Source organism: Crystallibacter degradans, from assembly GCF_012952295.1.
Classification (GTDB): domain Bacteria; phylum Actinomycetota; class Actinomycetes; order Actinomycetales; family Micrococcaceae; genus Crystallibacter; species Crystallibacter degradans.
Genome location: NZ_JABBCH010000005.1, coordinates 144,906 through 165,868, shown reverse-complemented (window position 1 = coordinate 165,868; position 20,963 = coordinate 144,906). Strand labels below are relative to the sequence as shown.

General features: G+C 66.3%; 19 protein-coding genes. 11 read left to right on the top strand and 8 right to left on the bottom strand.

Annotated elements, in window-relative coordinates:
* Positions 1–113 precede the first annotated feature (113 nt).
* From HGO92_RS10955 to HGO92_RS10915, 9 genes are all read left to right on the top strand, one after another.
* Positions 114–602 carry a hypothetical protein gene (locus HGO92_RS10955; RefSeq protein ID WP_169994675.1) on the top strand — a complete coding sequence of 163 codons (489 nt, stop codon included), beginning with the start codon at positions 114–116 and terminating at the stop codon, positions 600–602.
* Positions 603–625: 23 nt separating this feature from the next.
* Entirely contained in the window at positions 626–1,057 is a 432-nt protein-coding gene (gene msrB, locus HGO92_RS10950) for a peptide-methionine (R)-S-oxide reductase MsrB (RefSeq protein ID WP_440915774.1), read from the top strand.
* Between the two features lie 257 nt (positions 1,058–1,314).
* A complete protein-coding gene (locus tag HGO92_RS10945) occupies positions 1,315–2,664 on the top strand; it encodes a DUF6421 family protein (RefSeq protein WP_169994884.1) in 1,350 nt (449 codons plus the stop codon).
* Positions 2,661–3,422 (top strand): SDR family NAD(P)-dependent oxidoreductase, encoded by a 762-nt coding sequence (locus tag HGO92_RS10940; RefSeq protein WP_169994673.1) that lies wholly within the window; start codon positions 2,661–2,663, stop codon positions 3,420–3,422. Before HGO92_RS10945 ends, HGO92_RS10940 begins: the two co-directional genes overlap by 4 nt.
* Positions 3,423–3,470: 48 nt before the next feature.
* Positions 3,471–4,541 (top strand): beta-eliminating lyase-related protein, encoded by a 1,071-nt coding sequence (locus HGO92_RS10935; protein WP_169994671.1) that lies wholly within the window; start codon positions 3,471–3,473, stop codon positions 4,539–4,541.
* Between the two features lie 62 nt (positions 4,542–4,603).
* Positions 4,604–5,242: a DUF3000 domain-containing protein gene (locus HGO92_RS10930; RefSeq protein WP_440915773.1), complete on the top strand. Its 639-nt coding sequence runs from the start codon at positions 4,604–4,606 to the stop codon at positions 5,240–5,242.
* A gap of 23 nt (positions 5,243–5,265) precedes the next feature.
* Entirely contained in the window at positions 5,266–6,612 is a 1,347-nt protein-coding gene (locus HGO92_RS10925) for an HRDC domain-containing protein (protein ID WP_169994669.1), read from the top strand.
* Positions 6,613–6,734: 122 nt separating this feature from the next.
* A complete protein-coding gene (locus HGO92_RS10920) occupies positions 6,735–8,006 on the top strand; it encodes a thiolase family protein (RefSeq protein ID WP_346768923.1) in 1,272 nt (423 codons plus the stop codon).
* On the top strand, positions 8,003–10,132 hold the full coding sequence (locus HGO92_RS10915) for a 3-hydroxyacyl-CoA dehydrogenase NAD-binding domain-containing protein (RefSeq protein WP_169994666.1): 2,130 nt from the start codon (positions 8,003–8,005) through the stop codon (positions 10,130–10,132). The genes HGO92_RS10920 and HGO92_RS10915 overlap by 4 nt, the downstream gene beginning before the upstream one ends.
* On the opposite strand, the gene HGO92_RS10910 is transcribed toward HGO92_RS10915, so the two are convergent.
* The 5 genes from HGO92_RS10910 to HGO92_RS10890 form a co-directional block, all read right to left on the bottom strand.
* The gene (locus HGO92_RS10910; protein ID WP_169994664.1) at positions 10,101–11,735 is read right to left on the bottom strand and encodes an ABC transporter ATP-binding protein; all 1,635 of its coding nucleotides are present in this window, start codon (positions 11,733–11,735) and stop codon (positions 10,101–10,103) included. The two genes, HGO92_RS10915 and HGO92_RS10910, sit on opposite strands and share 32 nt — an antisense overlap.
* A complete protein-coding gene (locus HGO92_RS10905) occupies positions 11,735–12,475 on the bottom strand; it encodes an energy-coupling factor transporter transmembrane component T family protein (RefSeq protein ID WP_169994662.1) in 741 nt (246 codons plus the stop codon). The genes HGO92_RS10910 and HGO92_RS10905 overlap by 1 nt, the downstream gene beginning before the upstream one ends.
* A gap of 9 nt (positions 12,476–12,484) precedes the next feature.
* Positions 12,485–13,282: an ECF transporter S component gene (locus tag HGO92_RS10900; protein WP_169994660.1), complete on the bottom strand. Its 798-nt coding sequence runs from the start codon at positions 13,280–13,282 to the stop codon at positions 12,485–12,487.
* Positions 13,283–13,371: 89 nt separating this feature from the next.
* Positions 13,372–14,427: a nucleoside hydrolase gene (locus HGO92_RS10895; protein WP_169994658.1), complete on the bottom strand. Its 1,056-nt coding sequence runs from the start codon at positions 14,425–14,427 to the stop codon at positions 13,372–13,374.
* Positions 14,428–14,433: 6 nt separating this feature from the next.
* Complete coding sequence (locus HGO92_RS10890; RefSeq protein ID WP_169994656.1) at positions 14,434–15,411, bottom strand: aldo/keto reductase; 978 nt, start codon at positions 15,409–15,411, stop codon at positions 14,434–14,436.
* A gap of 154 nt (positions 15,412–15,565) precedes the next feature.
* On the opposite strand from HGO92_RS10890, the gene argG reads away from it, so the two are divergent.
* Together argG and HGO92_RS10880 are read left to right on the top strand one after the other, a co-directional pair.
* Positions 15,566–16,993: an argininosuccinate synthase gene (gene argG / locus HGO92_RS10885; RefSeq protein ID WP_169994654.1), complete on the top strand. Its 1,428-nt coding sequence runs from the start codon at positions 15,566–15,568 to the stop codon at positions 16,991–16,993.
* A 110-nt stretch (positions 16,994–17,103) separates the two neighbouring features.
* On the top strand, positions 17,104–17,688 hold the full coding sequence (locus HGO92_RS10880) for a uracil-DNA glycosylase family protein (RefSeq protein WP_169994652.1): 585 nt from the start codon (positions 17,104–17,106) through the stop codon (positions 17,686–17,688).
* Between the two features lie 18 nt (positions 17,689–17,706).
* On the opposite strand, the gene HGO92_RS10875 is transcribed toward HGO92_RS10880, so the two are convergent.
* The 3 genes from HGO92_RS10875 to dxs are packed head-to-tail and all read right to left on the bottom strand — an operon-like array spanning position 17,707 to position 20,827.
* Positions 17,707–18,267 (bottom strand): hypothetical protein, encoded by a 561-nt coding sequence (locus HGO92_RS10875; protein ID WP_169994650.1) that lies wholly within the window; start codon positions 18,265–18,267, stop codon positions 17,707–17,709.
* The gene (locus HGO92_RS10870; RefSeq protein WP_346768922.1) at positions 18,264–18,857 is read right to left on the bottom strand and encodes a DUF402 domain-containing protein; all 594 of its coding nucleotides are present in this window, start codon (positions 18,855–18,857) and stop codon (positions 18,264–18,266) included. The genes HGO92_RS10875 and HGO92_RS10870 overlap by 4 nt, the downstream gene beginning before the upstream one ends.
* Entirely contained in the window at positions 18,854–20,827 is a 1,974-nt protein-coding gene (gene dxs / locus HGO92_RS10865) for a 1-deoxy-D-xylulose-5-phosphate synthase (RefSeq protein WP_169994648.1), read from the bottom strand. The genes HGO92_RS10870 and dxs overlap by 4 nt, the downstream gene beginning before the upstream one ends.
* Positions 20,828–20,963 lie beyond the last annotated feature (136 nt).

Below are 20,963 nucleotides of genomic sequence, written 5' to 3'. Positions count from 1 at the left end.
CGGCGCGCGGCGTAACGCCCTGCCGTACACACGCCGGAGGCAGTTGACGGCGCGCGATGCCCCCGGGAAGGCCCGTTATTGTTTGCCGCGCGCCCGCTGGTTACGCTGGGGCCATGAGCGAAACGATTGTAGTACTCACCGAAGAGCCGCTCAATGATGCGGATCTTCAAAATCTGGAATTGCTGGCAACCGAGGGCACTGAATTCAGCGTGCTGATTCCCGAGGACACCAAACGGAATCTGGTGCTGGATTTTCTGGACAATCTGAGTCTGCTCGACGTCGCCCAGGCCTTCCGCGAGCTGCTGCATGGACAGCCCTCGCCGGACGAGGCCAAAACCGAAGCAGAGGAAGCCAAACGCCTTTCCGTTCTGGCGCTCCAGGGCAGGGGGTTGCTGGGAACGGTGGAAATAGTCGACGACGACGGCGTTTCCGCGCTGGTGGAATACGTCCAGCGTCATCCGGCCGACCGCGCCGTGGTGATCACCACCCCGCACGCCGTTGCCGATACGTTCCATACCGACTGGGCCAACCGCGCCCAGGACAAACTCGGGATTCCCGTGCTCCATCTGTATTCCGGTTCGGGATACATTGGGGACTCGTGAGCGTTGAAAAGGATATGAGTGAAGTGAACAGCACGCCAGAAACGTTTCCCGTCGCAAAGTCCGAGGACGAATGGCGCCGCGAGCTGACGCCCGAGGAGTACCAGGTGCTGCGGCAGGCGGGCACCGAACGCCCTTATACCGGTGAGTACTGGGACTCGCACACGGCCGGTGTCTATCGCTGCCGCGCCTGTGGGGACGAGTTGTTTACCAGTCAGGAGAAGTTTGATTCCCATTGCGGCTGGCCCTCGTTCTGGGCCCCGCTGGCGGAGGGCAAGGTCCGCTACCTGCGGGACTCAGCGCTGGGGATGGAACGGATCGAAGTGCGTTGCGCAAACTGCAACTCCCACCTGGGCCACGTTTTTGAGGGCGAGGGTTACAGCACGCCGACCGACCAGCGCTACTGCATCAATTCCGTCTCCCTGAAGCTGGAGCCCAAGCAGGACGAGGCTCCCTGAGATCTGCTGATCTCGCGGAGTTCCTTGAGCTCTTCCCCCTCTCGAAGCCCGGCCAGCATGAGCCGGGCTTCGTCATGTCCATCGCCGCCCCATGCCGAGCGCCAGAATTTCTAATCTGTCAGAGGATTTCGCATAAGTTCCACTGTTTGATTGTTACGCTCATGGAAACAGTAAGAAGTCCCCCTCCGCGGTTTCGCTAGGGAACCGCTGCCGGAAGGAAGGCAACCATGAGCATCACCACCAGCACTACCGAGACCATGCACTCAAACGATATGCGGCCCGAACTGCATCCGGCCTGGCTGCGACTGAAGGCAGCCGCCAGCGGGCTCCGTCCGTTGCAGGTCCATGACGGTTCCATTCCGGATGCCGCGCACCATGCCGAGGCAACCGTGCACACCGAGACGATCGTGTCGGCCATCGCCGAACTGGCGCCGATGTTCGACCACGACGGCGATTACCTGCGTCTGCTCCAACAGGACTTCCGCCGCTGGTCGGCAACCGGGTTCGGCGTGCCGGACTTCCTGGATTCGCTGCTGGCGTTCCAGCCGCAGCAGCAGCGCAGCAACGGGCTGGTCCATCTGGTGGTTTTCCCCATGTACACCCAGAACGGCAGCACCGACCGGCTGATGGAGGCCGTGCTCCTGGAGGTCCTCTGGCCGGACTTCATCGCCGACCTCGAGGCGGGCGAATACTCCAACAAGCTCTTCGTGCCCATCCGCTTCCTGGATTTCACGGCGGGCTACGACACCAATTCGGCCGTCCTGTTTCCGGAAACGGTGGCAGTGCGGGAAACTCCTGCCTTCACCTGGGGGGCCATCTTCGCCGACCGTGAGGCGGCCCGCTTCCGCAAGGTCGTCGGCGCCGCAGCGGACATCACGTCGCTCCAGCTGCCCGAGGAGGCTGCCGATCTACTCGCGGACCAGCGGCTGGCCGAAGAAACCTTTGTGATGTGGGATCTGATCCATGACAGGACGCATATGCGCGGTGATCTGCCGTTCGATCCATTCATGATCAAACAGCGCATGCCCTACTTCCTATACTCGCTGGAGGAACTGCGCTGCGACCTGACCGCTTTCCGGGAGAGCGTGCGGCTCCAGAATGACCTGCATGCGTCCGAGGAAATCCGCCGGCACGCCCGTCTGGTCCAGTACGCCGTCATCTTCGACCGGATCTTCCGCTTCGCCATCACCGGCAACCGGGTGCGCAACTACGACGGTCTCGGCGGCCAACTGCTCTTCGCCTGGCTGCACCAGCACCACGTGCTGCACTGGACCGACGGCAAGCTGAGCATCGACTGGGACAACGTGGCGGACGTCGTCGTCGCTCTGGGACAGCAGATCGAGGAGCTGTACTGGCGTTCGATCGACCGCCCCAAGACCGCGCACTGGCTGGCCGCGTACGAGATGCTGACCAAGACGCTGACACCGCACCCGGCTTCCGTCTGGGCCAAGGGACCGGACGCCCTGCCGCTGTCCGGGCTGCCCCGCGAGCTGACGGACCAGGTGCTGGATGATGAATTCCCGCTCTCCATGTTCTACGAGGCGCTGAACCGTAAGATGAAAACCGTGATCGAATCGACCTCCGGCATTACGGGCGCTGCCGCATGACAGAACTTCCCAGCACAAGCGCCGGCATTCCGTCCGGGCTGCGCATCCTGGTGGCGGGCGCGTCCGGCTCCTCGGGACAGGCCGTTACCGCGGCCCTGCGGGCAGCTGGCGCGCAGGTGATCGCCGTCGGCAGCAACCCCGAACACCTACAAAACGCCTATGCGAACGACGACGGCGTGCTCACCTTCGTCTGCGACCTTGCCGATCCGGGGGCTGTCCGGGAACTCGCGGCGCGGGTAGACGCCGAAGCCGGCAGCATCGACGGGTTAGTCCATTTGGTGGGCGGCTGGCGCGGCGGCAAGGGTATCGCCGGGCAGGCCGACGAGGACTGGGACTTCCTGCACCGGAACCTGATCACCACCCTGCGGAACACCACCCGCACGTTTTACGACGACCTGGCCGCGTCGCCCCACGGCAGGGCGGTCATCGTCTCGGCCACCGCGGTGGGCTCCCCCACCGCCGGCGGCGCCAACTACACCGCGGCCAAGGCCGCTGCCGAAAGCTGGATGTTCTCCGTGGCCGACGGGTTCCGCCGCGACCAGGCAGCCGGCCCCGGTGCGAAGGAGACAGCCGAAGCTGAGCATTCGGCCGCCGTCGTACTTGTCATTAAGGCGCTGGTGGATGACCGGATGCGCGCCGGGAACCCTGAGAAGCCGTTCACCGGATTCACCGACGTTGCGGACCTGGCCGCGGCAGTGAAGAATTTGTTCGGCAGGCCCGCGGCCGAAATCAATGGCCGCCGGATCCCGCTCGTCTAAACGCTGCCGACTCCAACTTTCTCCTACCGGAAAAGGAATATATCTACTGTGAATGACTCCTCGCTGCTGTCCGCTTCCCTGCACGACCAGTCCGTGCGCGGCTTCGCGTCGGATAACTACTCGGGCGTCCACCCGGAAGTGCTCACCGCGCTCACGCATGCCAACGGCGGACACCAGGTCGCGTATGGCGATGACGGCTACACCGCCAGGCTGCAGGAAGTCATCGCCTCGCACTTCGGCGAGCAGGCCCAGGCCTTTCCCGTTTTCAACGGCACCGGTGCCAACGTCCTCAGCCTGCAGTCACTGCTGCCGCGCTGGGGGGCCGTGGTCTGCGCCTCGACCGCGCACATCAACGTGGACGAAAACGGTGCTCCGGAACGCGTGGGCGGCATCAAACTGCTCCCCGTGCCCACCGGCGACGGCAAGCTCACCCCGGAGCTGATCGACAGGGAGGCCTGGGGCTGGGGCGACGAGCACCGCGCGCAGCCACTGGCAGTGTCGATCACCCAAAGTACCGAACTCGGCACGCTCTATACCGTTGACGAAATCCGCGCCATCGCCGAACACGCCCACGGCCACGGCATGAAAGTGCACATGGACGGAGCCCGGCTGGCAAACGCCGCCGCAGCACTGGGGACGGATCTGCGCACCTTCACCACCGACGCCGGCGTCGACATCCTCTCCTTCGGCGGGACCAAGAACGGGCTGCTCTTCGGTGAATGCGTGGTGGTCCTGAACCCTGAGGCGTCTCAGGGCATGACGTACCTGCGGAAGATGAACATGCAGCTTGCCTCCAAGATGCGTTTCATCTCCGCCCAGTTCCTCACCTTGCTCGACGGCGATCTGTGGCTGCGCTCGGCTGCCCATGCCAACGCCATGGCCGCGCGGCTCCGTTCCGCCGTGGAAGGTATTGACGGCGTGACGCCGACCCAGCCGACCCAGGCCAACGCCGTCTTCGCCACCCTGCCCGCCGGAGCGGCAGACCGGCTGCGGCAGCAATTCCGGTTCTACGACTGGGACGAGTCCCGCGGCGAGGTCCGCTGGATGTGCTCCTTCGACACCACGGAGGAAGATATCGATGCTTTCGCCGCGGCTATCCGGAACGAGCTGGGCGCATAACGATCCGGCACCAACGGCGCGCCTCGCGTTCCGGGCAGCCCGCACGGTTTTAATCTGGAAGAGTGAGTGCGATTGGCGATCTCTCCGCGGCACCCGCGGACTTCCTGACTGCCCTGGCCGCGTTGCGCCGGGCCAACTGCCGCAATGAACTCAAACTGGCGGAACTGCCTGCTCCGTCGAGACTGGCTCCGTATGCAGTGGCGCTTGGCGCGGAGGTCATCCAGCCGGCGGCAGCAGGCCGGCGTCCCGCGCACGGTCCCGTCATCGCCGCCCTCCGGGAGACCGCAGACGTGGAACTCGCAACCGGCCGTTTCATTCTCCTGCATGATCCGGATGGCTCCGCGGTTTGGGACGGGACCTTCCGCATTGTGACGTATATTCGCGCCGAGCTCGACGCCGACATGGGCAACGATGCGTTGCTCGGCTCCGTGGCGTGGACCTGGCTGGTGGACGCCTTGCACGACCACGGCGCCCGTTACCGGAATGCCGGCGGCACGGCCACCAGGATCCTCTCCGAAAGCTTTGGTTCGCTTTCGGATAACCAGGACGCGATCGACATCGAGCTCAGAGCCTCGTGGACTCCGGACTCGGCGGATATCCAGTCCCATCTGGAGGCGTGGTCCGACATGGTCTGCACCTTCGCCGGTTTGCCGCCCCTGCCCGAGGGTGTCTCGTCGCTGCCTAACCGGCGCCGGAACTGACCTGCCCTTAGACTGGTATAACCATGACGTTTTTGACTTCGGATTCGTCTGCCGCGGCTTCCCGCCGTGCAGACAGCACAGCAACCGCCTCAGACGAACCGGAGCAGGACGCTCCCGAGCTGATCGAACTGACCGCTCCACGCGAAGGGGTCCCGCTGGTCATTTCCACCCCGTCAGGACTGCAGCGTGCCGCCGCGGCTCTCGCCGCCGGTGCCGGGCCGGTAGCGGTCGACGCCGAACGCGCATCGGGCTTCCGGTACGGCCAACGCGCCTTCCTGGTGCAGCTGCGCCGCGAAGGCGCCGGCACCTGGCTGATCGACCCGGAACCCATCGATGATCTCGAGGTCATCAACGACGCCTTGCGCGGTGTGGAATGGATTCTGCACGCCGCCACCCAGGACCTGCCGTGCCTGGCGGCTTTGGGCATGTGGCCGGACAAGCTCTTCGACACTGAACTCGCGGCCCGGCTCGCCGGCCTGCCCCGTGTCGGGCTTGCCGCAGTGATCGAGAACCTGCTGGGGTTCACCCTGGCCAAAGAACACTCAGCAGCGGACTGGTCCACCAGGCCGTTGCCGGAGCCTTGGCTGCGTTACGCCGCCTTGGATGTTGAAGTGCTCATTGAGCTCCGCAAAGCCCTCGTCGAGGTCCTGGAAGAGTCGGGGAAACTGCCCTTTGCCGAAGAGGAATTCGAGGCACTGCTGGCAGCCCCTCCCGCTCAGCCGAGAACCGACCCGTGGCGACGCACCTCCGGACTGCACCAGATTCGCGATCGACGCCAGTTAGCCGCGGTGCGCGAACTCTGGACGGAACGCGAGCAGCTGGCAGAAAAACGCGACGTTGCCCCCGGGCGGCTGATTCCGGATTCGGCGGTGGTCGCCGCAGCCAAGGCCATGCCGGCAACGGTGCCCCAGCTGCTCGCAGTCAACGGCTTCCATGGCCGCGCGGCCCAGCGGGAAGCTCCCCGTTGGCTCCGCTGCATCGATGCCGCCCGGCGCCTCGAGAAACTGCCGGAACTGCACATGCCCACCAACGCTCCGCCGCCACCCCGTGTATGGGCGGACAAGGACCCGGCCGCCGCAGCACGGCTGCAGACGGCCAAGCCCCGGCTGGCCGCCTTGGCGGAGGAACTCCAGATGCCGGTGGAAAACCTGCTGACACCGGACTATCTACGCCGGATAGCCTGGCGTCCTCCGGCCCCGGTGACCGCCGGCTCCATTGCCGAAGCCCTGCGGGACCTGGGCGCACGAAACTGGCAACGCGAGCTGGTCGTGCCGGTGATAACCGACGCGTTCCTGCACCCGGAGCCCTTGGCCGAACGCAGGCCTAAGACCGACGAAGCGGACCCGAAGACGAGCCCCCGGAAACGCTGAGAGCGCGGCGCCGCACCTCCTGCGAGAACCAAGGACATTTCCCGGCTTGCCGCTTATGTTACCCGCGGGTAACATAATGCTGGCAGCTGTTTGTGTCCCACATCTCAAAAAGGAGTTCCTTGGTGAGCGCTACGAATCCCGCCCGGCATTTGAGGGAGGTCGTCTTCGTCGACGGCGTCCGAACACCCTTCGGCAAGGCAGGCGAGAAGGGAATCTACTCAGAAACCCGCGCCGATGACCTGGTAGTCAAATGCATCCGGGAACTGCTGCGCCGCAATCCGTCCCTGCCTGCAGCCCGGATCGACGACGTGGCCATCGCCGCCACAACCCAGACCGGGGACCAGGGTCTGACCATTGGCCGCACAGCGGCGCTGCTCGCGGGCCTGCCCAAGAGCGTCCCGGGCTTCGCCATCGACCGGATGTGTGCCGGGGCCATGACCGCCGTGACGACGACGGCCAGCGGGATCGCCTTCGGCGCTTACGACGTCGTTATTGCCGGCGGTGTGGAGCACATGGGCAACCACCCGATGGGACAGGGCGCCGATCCCAACCCGCGTTTCCTGTCCGAACGGCTGGTGGATCCCGCCGCCCTGAACATGGGAAACACGGCGGAAAACCTGCACGACCGCTTCCCCTCGATCACCAAGGAACGGTCCGACAGCTACGCGGAGGCCAGCCAGCGGAAGCTGGCCGCCGCCTATGCCGGCCAGCGGATCCAGCCGGATCTGGTGCCGGTGGCTGCCAAAAAGCCGGGACAGGGCTGGGACCTGCACACCGCGGACCAGCCGCCGCGCCCCGAAACGACGGTTGAGGAACTGGCCGGACTCCGCACCCCGTTCCGCGCCCATGGCCGCGTGACCGCAGGTAATGCGGCGGGGTTGAACGACGGCGCCACGGCAGCGCTGCTGGCATCGGCCGAAACGGCCGCCGAACTCGAGTTGCCGGTCAGGATGCGGCTGGTCTCCTTCGCCTTCGCCGGAGTCGAGCCCGAAGTGATGGGCATTGGTCCGGTTCCCGCCACCGAAAAGGCGCTCAAGCAAGCGGGGCTGGATATTGCCGACATCGGTCTGTTTGAGATCAACGAAGCCTTCGCCGTGCAGGTGCTCTCCTTCCTGGACCACTTCGGCATTGCCGAGGACGATGAGCGTGTCAACCGGTACGGCGGCGCCATCGCCGTCGGCCACCCGCTGGCTTCCTCCGGCGTGCGGCTCATGACGCAGCTGGCGCGGCAGTTCGAAGAAGACCCCACCGTGCGCTACGGACTGACCACCATGTGCATCGGCCTGGGTATGGGCGCCGCGGTCATCTGGGAGAACCCCCACCATCAGGACTACAGCTTGCGCAGCAGCACTGCAGCGGCTGTCGCCAGCACCGCAGGAAAGGACCTCGCATGAGCACCGCCAATTTCCAGTCCCTGGCCCGCCGCTTCCCGGACGAGACGGTCACCCACTCCTACGTCCGCGACGTGCACCTGCCTGGCGGAGCTACCCTGGCCCTGCTCACGCTGGACAATGACCTTGACCATTCAAAACCCACCACCCTCGGCCCCAACACCCTGGTGGAACTGGGCCTCGCGCTGGAAGAGCTGCGCGACCGCGCGGGCCGAGGCGAGATCGACGCAGTCGCGGTCACCGGCAAACCGTATTATCTGGTGGCCGGCGCGGATCTATCCGCCGTCGGCTCGCTGCAGGACGCAGGGTCCGGACGCCGGATGGCACAGCTGGGCCATGAGGTCTACGGCGTCCTGAACGGTATGGACGTCCCCACCTTTGCGTTCATCAACGGTGCGGCGATGGGCGGCGGCCTCGAAATTGCCCTCGCGGCCCACTACCGGACGGTTTCCACCGGTGCCAACGGGATCAGCCTGCCGGAGGCGTTCCTGGGCCTGGTGCCGGGGTGGGGCGGCGTGTACAGGTTGCCGCGGCTCATCGGGCCTGCGAACGCGGTCAAGGTCATGATCGAAAATGCGTTGAGCAACAACAAGATGCTCAACGGCTCAGCCGCGTACGAACTGGGCATCGCGGACGCCCTGTTCGAACCGGCGGATTTCCTCGAGCAGTCGCTGGCCTGGGCTGCGAAGATCATTTCCGGCGACGCCCAGGCTCTCCAGGCCGTGAAGGAACGTCGCGCCGACAGAGCCAATTACGACGACGCCGACTGGGACACCGCCGTCGCCAGGGGCCGTGTCTTTGTGGAGGCCAAGACGTCCAACGCAGCCCCCGCGCCCGGGAAGCTGCTGGACCTGCTGGAACAAGGCAGGGACTGGACGCAGCAGGAATCGGCCGCGGCTGAGGTGGAAACACTGACCGAACTGATGCAGACCCAGCATTTCCGCAATACCGTCTACGCTTTCCTCGAGCTTATCCAGCGGCGGTCAAAGCGGCCGGCCGGCGCCCCGGACAAGAAGCTCGCCCGGCCGGTGACCAAGGTCGGCGTCGTGGGTGCCGGGCTGATGGCAAGCCAGCTGGCGCTGCTCTTCGCCCGCCAGCTCAAGGTGCCGGTGGTGCTGACGGACATTGACCAGGCCAGGGTGGACAAAGGCGTGGCGCATGTCCACGCCGAGGTAGACAAGCTGCATGCCAGGAAGCGCCTGTCCGCCGACGCGGCCAACCGTACCAAGGCCCTGGTCACGGGCTCCGTCAGCAAGGACGCCTTCGCCGATGCCGACTTCGTCATTGAAGCAGTATTCGAAGAACTCACGGTGAAAAAGCAGGTGTTCGCGGAAGTAGAAGCAGTCGTTTCCCCCGACTGTATCCTGGCAACCAACACCTCGTCCCTGTCCGTAACGGAGATGGCAGCGGACCTGCAGCATCCGGAGCGGCTGGTCGGATTCCATTTCTTCAATCCCGTCGCGCTCATGCCGCTGCTGGAGATTGTCCGCGCGCCGAAAACTGACGAGGCGGTCCTGGCAACCGCCTTCGCGCTGGCCAAAGAGCTGAAGAAGACGGCGGTCCTGGTCCAGGATGCCGCCGCCTTCGTGGTCAACCGTGTGCTGCTGCGGCTCATGGGTGAAGTCAGCCGCGCTTTCGACGCCGGTACGGACGCCAGGACCGCCGACGAGGCGCTGCGGCCGATGGGTCTGCCGATGACTCCGTTCACGCTGCTGGCGATGGTCGGCATTCCGGTGGCCCAGCATGTCCAGGAATCACTGCACGCAGCTTTCGGTGAGCGGTTCCACGTCTCGGCCAACCAGCAGCGCCTGATCGATGCCGGCAAAACGTCCCTGTGGGAGACCGCTGAGGACGGCAGCAAGCACATTCCGCAGGAGACCCTGGACCTGCTGCAGTTCGGCAATAGCCCGGTAACCGGAGAGGAACTGCTGCGCACCACCCAGGATGCCTTGGCCGAAGAGATCGGCCTGATGCTCGAAGAAGGCGTGGTGGCCGGCCCCGAGGACATCGACTTGTGCATGATCACCGGTGCCGGCTGGCCGATGCATCTGGGCGGCATCACGCCCTACCTCGACCAGGTGGGCGCAGCGGAGCGGGTCAACGGAATGAAGTTCCATCCGGGGCGCTGATACCCTCCGGGGCGGCAGCTTCGTGCGGAAGCGCGTGCTGTCGCCCCAGCTCCACTACCCGCTGGCAATGCGCGCCTGCGAACTCCTTGTCATGCGTGGACAGCAGGACAGCTGCTCCGCCACCCGTCGCCGCCGCCAGGATCCTGCCCAGCAGCTTCCTGCCGTGCCCGTCCAGGGAAACCGTCGGCTCGTCCAGCACCATCAGGGCGGGCCGGCGCGCCAGCACCGTCGCCAGCGCGACCAGCCGCCGCCGGGAGACGGACAGCTCGTACGGGTGCTCGTCCTCGAGCCCGGTTAGGCCGCACGCGTCCAGTGCCTGGCGGACGGCTGCCGGAGCCGGCCGCGAACCCGGTGGGCCGAAGGAGACTTCGTGCAAGACGGACCGCTCGAACAGCTGGTCCGCCGGGTTCTGGAACAGCAGCCCAGCTGTCTTCGCGAGCTGCCCCACCGATGCTTCCGCCGTGTCCCGGCCGGCCACCGAAACGCTTCCGGTATCAGGGGCGATCAGGCCCAGGGCCATCTTCAGGAGCGTCGTCTTGCCGGTCCCGTTAGGTCCCGTCAAGGCAACGCACTCCCCCGCGTGCACCGCAAATCTGACCGTGTCCAGCAACCGTCTTTTCGCGGCCCGTTCCGCTCCGCCGGAAACATCGCGGCGGCGCCCGCGGGCCAGTCGTGACCGCCGTACGTTGCGTTCCGGATCGGGGTAGCTGAATCCGACGTTCCGGTAGCGCAGGACGGGGCCGCCGCCTGTGCTTTCGGGCTCTCCTGGCCCGCCGCCCGCCGGGACCACCGTGGCTCCCCGTGCCGCACGTTCCGGCGATCGGCTGCTGGTGCCGCCCCATGCCGGCGCAGGTTCGCCGGGAACCACGACCCCGGCCGCTTCGGCACCCTGCCGCACCGCAGGCATGCCTTCGGCCACACTCTGCCCGTTCTCCAGCAGCAGTGCGTGCCCGGCATCGGACAACCGGGTGTCCAGGACAGAAGTCAGGATAACGACGGCGGTGCCCGCGTCGCGCAGTCCCCTCACCGTGGCGGCCACTCGGGCCGCGGCAGGCTCGTCCAGTCCGGCGAGAGGTTCGTCCAGCACCAGCACGCCTGCATCGGTGACGGCGGCTGCGGCAATGGCCACCAGCCGCTCCTGCCCGCCGGACAGCCGCGCGGGATCACGTTGCAGTAAGGGGCCGAGGTGGAACCGCCCGGCGATGGACTGGATCCGTGCGGCCATCTCGGCCCGGGGCACGCCCACATTCTCCAGGCCGAAGGCCAGCTCCTCCTCCACGGTGGAACGCACCATGGACAGGTAGGACCGCGCATTCTGAGGTACGTACGCAACATGCCGCACCCATTGCCGCAGGTCGACGACGTAAGGTTGCGCCCCGCCGTCGTACTTGAGGGTTTGGCCTGCCAGGCTGATGGACCCGGCCAGCTGCCCGCCGGTCCGGCCTGGCAGGTACCCGGCCATGATCCCTGCCAGTGTACTCTTGCCGCTGCCGGAACCACCGGCCACCAGGGTCAGCGAGGCGGGTGCCACCGTCAGCCCCACCCCGGAGATCGCCGGTGCCTCGTGGCCCGGATACCGGTAGTTGAGGATCTCGAGCTCCATCAGCGGCCGCCCTGGCTGGCCAGGAGCACTGCCGCTGCCGCGGCCAGGCACAGCACCAGGAGCCCGAAAGGTTTCTCCCAGCTCCTCGCCGGAACCGGGTGGAGCTGCGTCCGGCTGGAGCCGCCGGCAAAACCCCTCAGCTGCAGTTGCACGGAACGCTCGGTGGCATCCTGAATGCTGGACAGCACCAAGGGAACCGCGAGCAGCCGCTTCCTGCGCAGCCAGCCGACCGCGCCGCTGCCATCGCCGGCGCCGCGCACGGCCTGCGCCTGCTCGATGGCTCTGGCTCTGTCGGCCGTGGCCGGGACCAGAGCAAGCGTCGCCGCAACAATGTAGCCCAGCTGAGCTGGCACGCGGGCCGCGTCGATCGCCCGGACCAGCTCAATGCGGTCAACGGTCAGTGAATACAGCAGGAAAACCGAGACGAAGGCCGCCGCCCGCAGACCCAGCCCACCCGCCGTCGTTAGTCCTTCGAGCGTCAGCCGGACGGGCCCGCCGGTGACGAGCACCTCGCTGCCGGCGGTATCGAACAATGCGTGGACCATCAGTTGCGAAAGCCACAACGGTGCCAGCACCGCCCCTGCCGTAAGTATCAGCCGGGTGGCCGTCCCCGCGAGGACTGCCAGGCAGACGGCGGCCGTGGTGACGGCCAGGCTCAGCCACCAACGGTCGGCGGCCAGCGTGAGCAGCGCCGCTGCGACGGCCAGGGCGAGCCCGGTGAAGGGATGAAGCCGGATCATACCGCAGCGCTATTCGCCGGGCCGCGACGCCTGACGCTGCACCTGCGGGAACTGCAGGCGGATCCGGCGTGGCAGAGCCGCCACCAGCAGCGCCGCCACGAGGAATGCCAGGGCCTTGTCGGCCGGATCGGAAATCAGCGCCTGCTTGGTGATGGACGCCAGAAGCCCGTCGCCCATGGCCCGGAACATGGCCACCAGGGCGCCGGTTGCGGCGCCGGAGGTGCCGCCGTACACAAAGGCGGCCACGGGCGCGGACAGCACCGCGGCTACGACCCCGGTCAGGAAGCCGGCCACCGGTGCCCAGTAGACGCGCCGCAACACACCGAGACGGCCGGCAGTCCCCGCGAGGTAGCCGATGGCGGCGGCTCCCGCGGCGAAAGGCAGCACCGTGGGGTTGAACAGGGACCAGACCAGCGAACCCAGCACGCCGGTGGCCGCACCGGCGGAGCGGCCCGCCAGCAGCCCCACCAGGACCGTTCCGATGGAATCCAGATAGAGCGGCACCAGTGTGCTGCCCACGAACTGGCCCAGGACAATGTTCAGGGCCAGGCCCACCGGAATGATGGCCACGGCCGAGGGCGGGAGCTGCGGCAGGACGCCGACCAGCAGCAGGATGGCACCGGCAAGATAGCCGGCGAAGGCGGTGACGGCGGGCCAGCTGGACAGGCCGGCGGCCGCCTCCACCGGCTGGAGCAGAACCAGCATCAGGTACGTGGCGGCAATAACGGCCGCGCCAAGCAGCGGCAGGATTCGGGAGCGCAGCAACGTGCTGCCGGTGTTCGAGGGCAGCGTCAGGGACGTGGACATAGAAATTCCTCAGTGCTGGAAAAAGCTGATGGGGATTGGGCGTATGTCACCTCGACCCGGTCATCCAGTCTAGCGAATCCAGCCGAGAACTACCCGCCGGCGGAATCCATCCGCCGGGCCAGCGCCCCGATGGAGCCGAGCACCTCGGTGAACGTGGCCTCCGGATCGTTCCACGACACAATCCGGGCGTTCGGCTTCCTGCCCCAGAGTCCGCGGTAGTCGGCGACAGTCGTTCCGGCCAGCAAACCGGGGCCCGTTTCAACGTGTACGGTGGCCGGGCGTGTACGGTATTCCACGGTCCCGGCCGCGATAGCCGCGGCAAAGACATCGTGCACATGCGCCAGATAGCCCTGGTCATAGTGGCGGTGGAACTCGAAGTAGAACCGCAGCGCGTCGGAGAGGCAGCGCAGCAACGGGTTGGCGGCCGTGCTGCGTTGGCCTTCCGGATCTCCCGGCAGCACCAGTTCGTCCTCCGCGCTGCCGGCTTTCCGGCCCAGTTCCGCCACATGTTCAGGGCGCAGCTCGATGCGTTCGGTCATCTCCAGCGCGCACACAATCGGCAGCCGGTCTTCGGGCTCGCCCTCGAACGCCGCGAAGACTTCGGCGGCGGCGTGCGGGTCCACATGGGTGTTCCACTCCGCCGTCGGCGTGGTGTTGCCCTGGTAGTAGTAGCTGCCGCCCATGATGACAACGCGTTTGAGCAGCTTCGGTAGCCGGGGTTCTTTCCGCAGGGCCAGCGCGAAGTTCGTCAGCGGGGCAGTCAGCAGGGCCGTCAGCTCCCCCGGATGGCGGTGGACGGCCTCGATCCACAGGTCAACGGCATGATGCGGCGAAACCGCGCCTCCCGGTGCCGGCAGTTCGGCGTAACCGATGCCTTGCGGCCCGTGCGTTTCCGGCGTCGTCGTCAGGGGGATCTCCAGCGGTGCGGTCGCCCCGACGGCGACCTCCACGCCGGTCTGCCCGCAAAGTTCCAGCAAGGCCAGATTGTTCCGTGCCACCTGCTCCACCGCCACGTTGCCCGGCGTGCTGGTCAGCACCCCGATGTCAACGTGGGACAGGCTGAGCAGATAGACCAGGGCCAGCGCGTCATCGATACCGGTGTCGTTGTCCACCAGCAGCCGTACCGCTGCTTCAGATTCAGTCATGGCGGGCTAAAACAGGGCGACTTTGGGCGCCGCAGGGAAAATCCCGTCCAGTTCGGCCAGGTCTTCAGTCGTGGGCTGCCAGGAAGCGGACCCGGCGTTCTGCCGGATCTGTTCGGGCTTGGTGGCGCCCGCGATGACCGATGCGACGGCCGGCTGCGCTGCCAGCCAGGAGAAGGCCACCTGGATTTCCGACAGCCCGCGCCCGGCGGCGAAACGGGAAAACGCGCCGAGCTGTTCCCAGTCCGCGTCCTTGAGCAGATTGGTCCGCGAGTGGGTCAGGCGGCTGCCTTCCGGTGCCTTGCCGTCCTTGTACTTGCCGGTCAGCAGCCCGTTCGCCAGCGGGAAGTACGGCAGTACGCCCAGCCCGTAGGCCTGCGCCGCGGGGATGACTTCCAGTTCGGCGCGGCGGTCCAGCAGGTTGTAATGGTTCTGCGAAGAGATGAACCGGGTGCAGCCACGCATCCGTGCGGTGAACTCCGCCTCCGCGATCTGCCAGCCGGCACGGTTGGAATGCCCGATGTACCGGACCTTGCCGCTGCTGACCAGGTCATCCAGTGCTGCGAGGGTCTCCTCGATCGGGGTCAGCGGGTCCGGCGTGTGGAACTGGTAGAGATCGATCCACTCGGTGCCCAGCCTGCGCAGCGATGCCTCGGCGGCCTTGACGATGTACCGTCGTGAACCGCGGGCATTAAAGTCATTCCCGTTGGCCCCGTGGGTGTCCATGCCGAACTTCGTGGCCACAATGACGCCCTCGCGGTTCCGCCCCAGCGCCTTCCCCAGGAACTCCTCGCTCAGTCCGGCGGTCTTCCCATAGGTGTCTGCGACGTCGAAAAGCGTGACGCCGGCGTCTATCGCGGCATTGACAACGGCGGTGGACCCGTCCTGTGTCTGGGTGGGGGTTCCGCTGCGGCCCAGATTGTTGCAACCGAGTCCTACTGCCGAGACGGTCAGTCCTGAAGCGCCCAGTCTGCGGTATTCCATCACTACGTCCTTTTCGCTTGGCTTGTGTGGCCCGTCTCGAATCCTACCCGGCACGGACCCGCGGCCCGGGCGGACCGGTGATTTCCAGCACGTCACGTAGGCGTCAGCGGCGCGGTCGCTTCTGTCTTTGGGGGTCACTGCACATACCATCGAAACCATGGCTAAAGTTTTGACTTCCCTTCCCGTCGGCGAACGTGTCGGCATCGCTTTTTCAGGCGGACTAGATACCTCCGTTGCCGTTGCCTGGATGCGCGACGGCGGCGCGGTTCCCTACACCTACACTGCCGATCTCGGCCAGTACGACGAACCGGACATTGACGCGGTCCCCGGACGCGCCACCGAATACGGTGCCGAGCTCTCCCGGCTGATCGATTGCAAGCCCGCCCTGGTGGAGGAAGGCCTGGCCGCGTTGGCGTGCGGCGCTTTCCATATCCGCAGCGCCGGCCGCGCGTACTTCAACACCACGCCGCTCGGCCGCGCCGTCACCGGCACCCTGCTGGTCCGCGCCATGCGCGAGGACGGCGTGGACATCTGGGGTGACGGTTCCACCTACAAGGGCAACGACATCGAGCGCTTCTACCGCTACGGCCTGCTGGCCCACCCGCGGCTGCGCATCTACAAGCCGTGGCTGGACCCGCGGTTCGTGTCCGAACTGGGCGGACGCCAGGAAATGTCCGAGTGGCTGACCGCGCACAACTTCCCCTACCGCGACTCGGCCGAGAAGGCCTACAGCACGGACGCGAACATCTGGGGCGCCACCCATGAGGCGAAGACCCTGGAGCACCTGGACACCAGCCTTGAAGCGGTGCAGCCGATCATGGGCGTGGCGTTCTGGCGCGACGACGTGGAGATTGCCACCGAGGATGTCACCATCCGGTTTGAGGCAGGCCGTCCGGTCGCTATCAACGGCACCGAGTACACCGACGCCGTCGCCCTGGTCAACGAAGCGAACGCGATTGGCGGCCGGCACGGGCTGGGTATGTCCGACCAGATCGAGAACCGCATCATCGAGGCCAAGTCCCGCGGCATCTACGAAGCACCGGCCATGGCGCTGCTGCACATCGCCTACGAGCGGCTGCTCAATGCCATCCACAATGAGGACACGGTGGCCAGCTACCACGCGCAGGGCCGCCGCCTGGGCCGCCTGATGTACGAAGGCCGCTGGCTGGATCCGCAGGCGCTGATGCTGCGCGAGTCGCTGCAGAAGTGGGTCGGCTCGGCCGTCACCGGCGAGGTCACCCTCCGGCTCCGGCGCGGCGAGGACTACACGATCCTCGACACCAGCGGCCCGTCGTTGAGCTACCACCCGGACAAGCTCTCCATGGAGCGCGTGGGCGACGCCGCCTTCGGTCCGCTGGACCGGATCGGCCAGCTGACCATGCGCAATCTGGACATCGCCGATTCCCGCTCCCGGCTGGAGCAGTACGCCGCCCAGGGCCTGGTGGGCGGGCCGACCGCGGAACTGGTTGGCGCGCTGGAGGCCGGCGGCGCCGACGAGATTGCCGATACCGCCGAACTCGATGAAGCCGGCCGCGCCGCCGACGAGGCGCTGGACCGCGCAGCGTTCGACGCCGGTACCGACTGACACGTCCATCCCGCCTATGCGGGCGGCCCAGAGGCCCGGTGCGCCGTCTATTCGATGGAGCGCCGGGCCTCTGGCTTTGCCACGCTGAATGGCCGTGGAAGAGTTGAGCTGTGGCCTTCACACGTACTGAACTGCTCGAATACCAAAATGCCGAGGTTCCCGACCTCCTGGGTCCGGGGCTGCGCCTGCTTTTCGTCGGCATCAATCCCGGCCTATGGTCAGCCGCTACCGGAACGCACTTTGCGCGCCCCGGAAACCGTTTCTATCCGGCGCTGGCAGCCGCCGGCATCACGGACCGCCTCATCCGCGCTGGAGAAGGAATGACGGAGGAAGACCGCAGCCACCTTGTAGCCCGCGGTATCGGCATCACCAACGTTGTCCCCCGCGCCTCGGCCAGAGCCGACGAATTGGACAAGGAAGAGCTTAAAGAGGGAGCACTGCGCCTCGCAGACAAGGTCGCCGCACTCGCCCCACGCGTGGTGGCGATGGCAGGGATTACCGCCTACCGCGTCGGCTTCGGACGTCCCAGAGCACAACTCGGACGCCAGCCGGAGACGATTGGCGGAGCCGAGCTTTGGGCGGTGCCCAACCCCAGCGGCCTGAATGCCCACCACACCGTGGCCACGCTCGCCACCGCGTACCGCCAGCCGGCCTTGGCTGCCGGCCTGATTCTGCCGGAGGACGTCCAGCTATGACCGTCCACGCCGGGCGTTCTAGCCCAGGCTGAAGGGTGCCTTTGCCGGCAGCGGATGCTTCTGCTTCACGGCGCGGGGTTCAGCGTAGGGCGCCACGCCGATACTGAGCTTGGTGAAGTCCAGCTTCGCTTCGCGCAGGCACGTTTTCAGGCCCGCAACCGCTTTAGCCGCGTCAGGCGCCAACGTAAAGATGTTCAATTTCCCCGGCGCGAACTCGGACCGGTCCACCAGACCGAGCCCCCGCCACGCGAAGAATTCGGTGATGGTCCGGGTCGCTTTGTCTTCCAGGTACTGGTCACGTTCGGTGCCGGTGCTGCTCTTCAGCGCATACTGCGCGATCACCCAGAACTGGTCCTCCCTGGCGATCTCCGCAAAACCGTCCTCGGCGCACTGGACCGCGAACGCCTCCAACAGGGCCACGGCAGCATCCTCGGTCACGTTGTTTGTTTCCCGGGTGGTGCTCTGGTGCCCTACCGTACCGCGGTTGACCACGAACTGGCCGTAGTCTTCGTCGTACCAGGCCTCGCGGAACTGCAGTACTCCTTTGTCGTCGTGCTTATACAGCCGGAGAAAGCTCATGGGCGGGCCTTTCTAAACCAGTCGTCGGCAGTGCCGTCAAAGGGCGGTACGCGGTCTTTAACCGCCGAATAGATTCTGTTGCATTCCGTCTGGGCCGCCGAGACGGCCCAGTCGGGGTAATTCATGAGGACCTGGTGTTCCTCGAACTCGTCTTCGTCGTCGATCCAGGTCCCGCGCTCGTCAAAAGTACGGATGACGTCCAGATCCATGTCGATCAGCGTGACCTCGTACCCGACTCCGGCAGCGAGTTGCCGCCACCGGATGTCCGCGACGATGTCGACGTAGATCGCCACCTTTTTCGGGTGGAACTCGTCGAAGAATGTCACCACATGCTGCCCGTCGTGCGGGACCATCACCAATGCGTCGGAGGCAGCGTAAAAGGCAACGGCCGGCTTCGCCACGAAGGAGCCGGCGGGCTGGGAGATCCAGTGCCCAAAGCGGTCCTCGCCCAGATAGTCTCCCGGCACCACCCAGTGGGGCTCGCCGTTCCATTTCCTGTTCCGCATCACCACCAGTTCGCCTGGTTCGATACGTTTCGGGGCACGGGATGAAGGCGCCGCGCCGGGAGCAGTGAAGTCCGGCGCGCTCACTGGATCTTGGGAATCTGGCCCGTTGGCATTTCCTGGCCGGGCAGCGGCCGGGCGAAAGGCACTTTGGTTCCGAGGACCTGGGCAACGACGTCGTGGGTTACCTGGCGCGCGGTCAGGCCCACGCGTTCCATCACTTGGGACCGTGTCCCGTGGGACAGGAACTCCACCGGCAGACCTACCTCGTTCAGCGCGGTGTCCACGCCCTCGGCGCGCATTTCCTGCCGGATCCGGGAACCCACGCCGCCGGCACGGACGCCGTCTTCGATCACAATCACGATCCGGTGCTGCGCTGCCATCGCGATGATGGACCGCGCCACGGGCAGCACCCAGCGCGGATCCACCACGGTGGAGCTGATGCCCTGGGCGCCGAGCCGGTTGGAGACTTCCAGTGCCAGCTCGCTCATGGCGCCGATGCTGACGATGAGCACGTCGTTTTCGGTGGAGCCGGACGGGCGGCGGGCGAGGACGTCGACGCCGTCCTTCAGCCGCTCGATGGCTTCGACCTCCGAGCCGACCGAGCCTTTGGAGAAGCGGATGACGGTGGGCGCGTCATTGACGGCGACCGCTTCCCGCAGCTCTTCCCTCAACCGGGAGGCGTCTCGCGGCGCCGCCAGATGCAGCCCGGGCACAATCTGCAGCATGGCCATGTCCCACATGCCGTGATGGCTCGGCCCGTCCGGGCCGGTGACGCCGGCCCGGTCCAGGACCACGGTGACACCGGCCTTGTGCAGGGCAACGTCCATCAGCAACTGGTCGAACGCCCGGTTCAGGAAGGTGGCATAGAGCGCCACCACCGGATGCAGCCCGCCGTAGGCCATGCCCGCGGCGCTCGTGAGTGCGTGCTGCTCGGCGATGCCGACGTCGATCACCCGGTCCGGATGGTTCGCGGCAAACTTGTGCAGGCCGACCGGGATCAGCATGGCACCGGTTATGCCGACAATGTCCTTGCGCTCATCGGCGATGTCGGCGATTTCGCTGGCGAAGACCGAGGTCCAGGACTGCACTCCCCCGGCGTCAACCGGTTCACCCGTCTCCGGATCGATGACGCCGACGGCGTGGAACTGGTCTGCTTCATGGGCCCGCGCCGGAGCATACCCGCGGCCCTTCTCGGTCATCGCGTGGACAATCACCGGGCCGGCGTACTTGCGGGCCTGCGTCAGCGCCTCCTCGACCGCGGCCATGTCATGGCCGTCGATGGGCCCGATGTATTTCATCCCCAGGTCTTCGAAAAGCCCTTGCGGCGCCCACCAGTCCTTGATGCCCTTCTTCGCGGCGTGCAGGCTCTTATAGGCCAGTTGCGAGAACACGCCGCCGTTCTCCAGCCTGTCCTTCCACCAGTCCAGGGTTCCTTCGTACGCCTTGTGCGTGCGGACCTTGTCGATGGTGGAGCGCAGGGCCGCCAACTGGTCTGCCAGGCCGCCGATCGTGGGCGCATACGAGCGGCCGTTGTCGTTGACAACGATGACGACACGGCGGTCCTTGTCGGCCGCGATATTGTTCACGGCCTCCCAAGCCATACCGCCGGTCAGTGCCCCGTCGCCCACCATGGCGACAACATAGCGCTCACCTTCGCCGTTCAGCTTCCGGGCGCGGGAGATTCCGTCGGCCCAGGACAACGACGACGACGCATGGGAAGACTCCACGATGTCGTGCACGGATTCGGAACGCTCCGGGTAGCCGGACAGTCCGCCCTCCTGGCGCAGCGTGGAAAAGTCCTGCCGGCCGGTGACCAGTTTGTGCACATAGGACTGGTGGCCGGTATCGAAGACGATGCTGTCCCGCGGCGAATCAAACACCCGGTGGATTCCCAAGGTCAGTTCGACAACCCCAAGGTTGGGCCCGAGATGCCCACCGGTCTGGGCCACGTTCGTGATGAGGAACTGGCGGATTTCCCCAGCAAGGCTCTCCAGCTGCCTGGTGCTGAGTTTGCTGAGGTCCTGCGGATTACGGATTGTCTCCAGTAGACCCATGGAAGCCTCCCTTACTGATGAATAGCATTGCCCGCCAGACGCCTCTGCTTCGGGCCGCGGTCGACACTTAACCATAACGCGCAGAAGGCCCCCGGCCCGCCCTGGGGGCGGAGTCCGGGAGCCCTCCGTTCAAGTC

Excerpts from the sequence above, each read along its gene's own strand:
- HGO92_RS10955 (WP_169994675.1), top strand. The coding sequence starts at position 114 with ATGAGCGAAACGATTGTAGTACTCACCGAAGAGCCGCTCAATGATGCG.
- HGO92_RS10945 (WP_169994884.1), top strand. The coding sequence starts at position 1,315 with ATGCACTCAAACGATATGCGGCCCGAACTGCATCCGGCCTGGCTGCGA.
- HGO92_RS10940 (WP_169994673.1), top strand. The coding sequence starts at position 2,661 with ATGACAGAACTTCCCAGCACAAGCGCCGGCATTCCGTCCGGGCTGCGC.
- HGO92_RS10925 (WP_169994669.1), top strand. The coding sequence starts at position 5,266 with ATGACGTTTTTGACTTCGGATTCGTCTGCCGCGGCTTCCCGCCGTGCA.
- HGO92_RS10915 (WP_169994666.1), top strand. The coding sequence starts at position 8,003 with ATGAGCACCGCCAATTTCCAGTCCCTGGCCCGCCGCTTCCCGGACGAG.
- HGO92_RS10910 (WP_169994664.1), bottom strand. The coding sequence starts at position 11,735 with ATGGAGCTCGAGATCCTCAACTACCGGTATCCGGGCCACGAGGCACCG.
- HGO92_RS10905 (WP_169994662.1), bottom strand. The coding sequence starts at position 12,475 with ATGATCCGGCTTCATCCCTTCACCGGGCTCGCCCTGGCCGTCGCAGCG.
- HGO92_RS10900 (WP_169994660.1), bottom strand. The coding sequence starts at position 13,282 with ATGTCCACGTCCCTGACGCTGCCCTCGAACACCGGCAGCACGTTGCTG.
- HGO92_RS10895 (WP_169994658.1), bottom strand. The coding sequence starts at position 14,427 with ATGACTGAATCTGAAGCAGCGGTACGGCTGCTGGTGGACAACGACACC.
- argG (WP_169994654.1), top strand. The coding sequence starts at position 15,566 with ATGGCTAAAGTTTTGACTTCCCTTCCCGTCGGCGAACGTGTCGGCATC.
- HGO92_RS10875 (WP_169994650.1), bottom strand. The coding sequence starts at position 18,267 with ATGAGCTTTCTCCGGCTGTATAAGCACGACGACAAAGGAGTACTGCAG.
- dxs (WP_169994648.1), bottom strand. The coding sequence starts at position 20,827 with ATGGGTCTACTGGAGACAATCCGTAATCCGCAGGACCTCAGCAAACTC.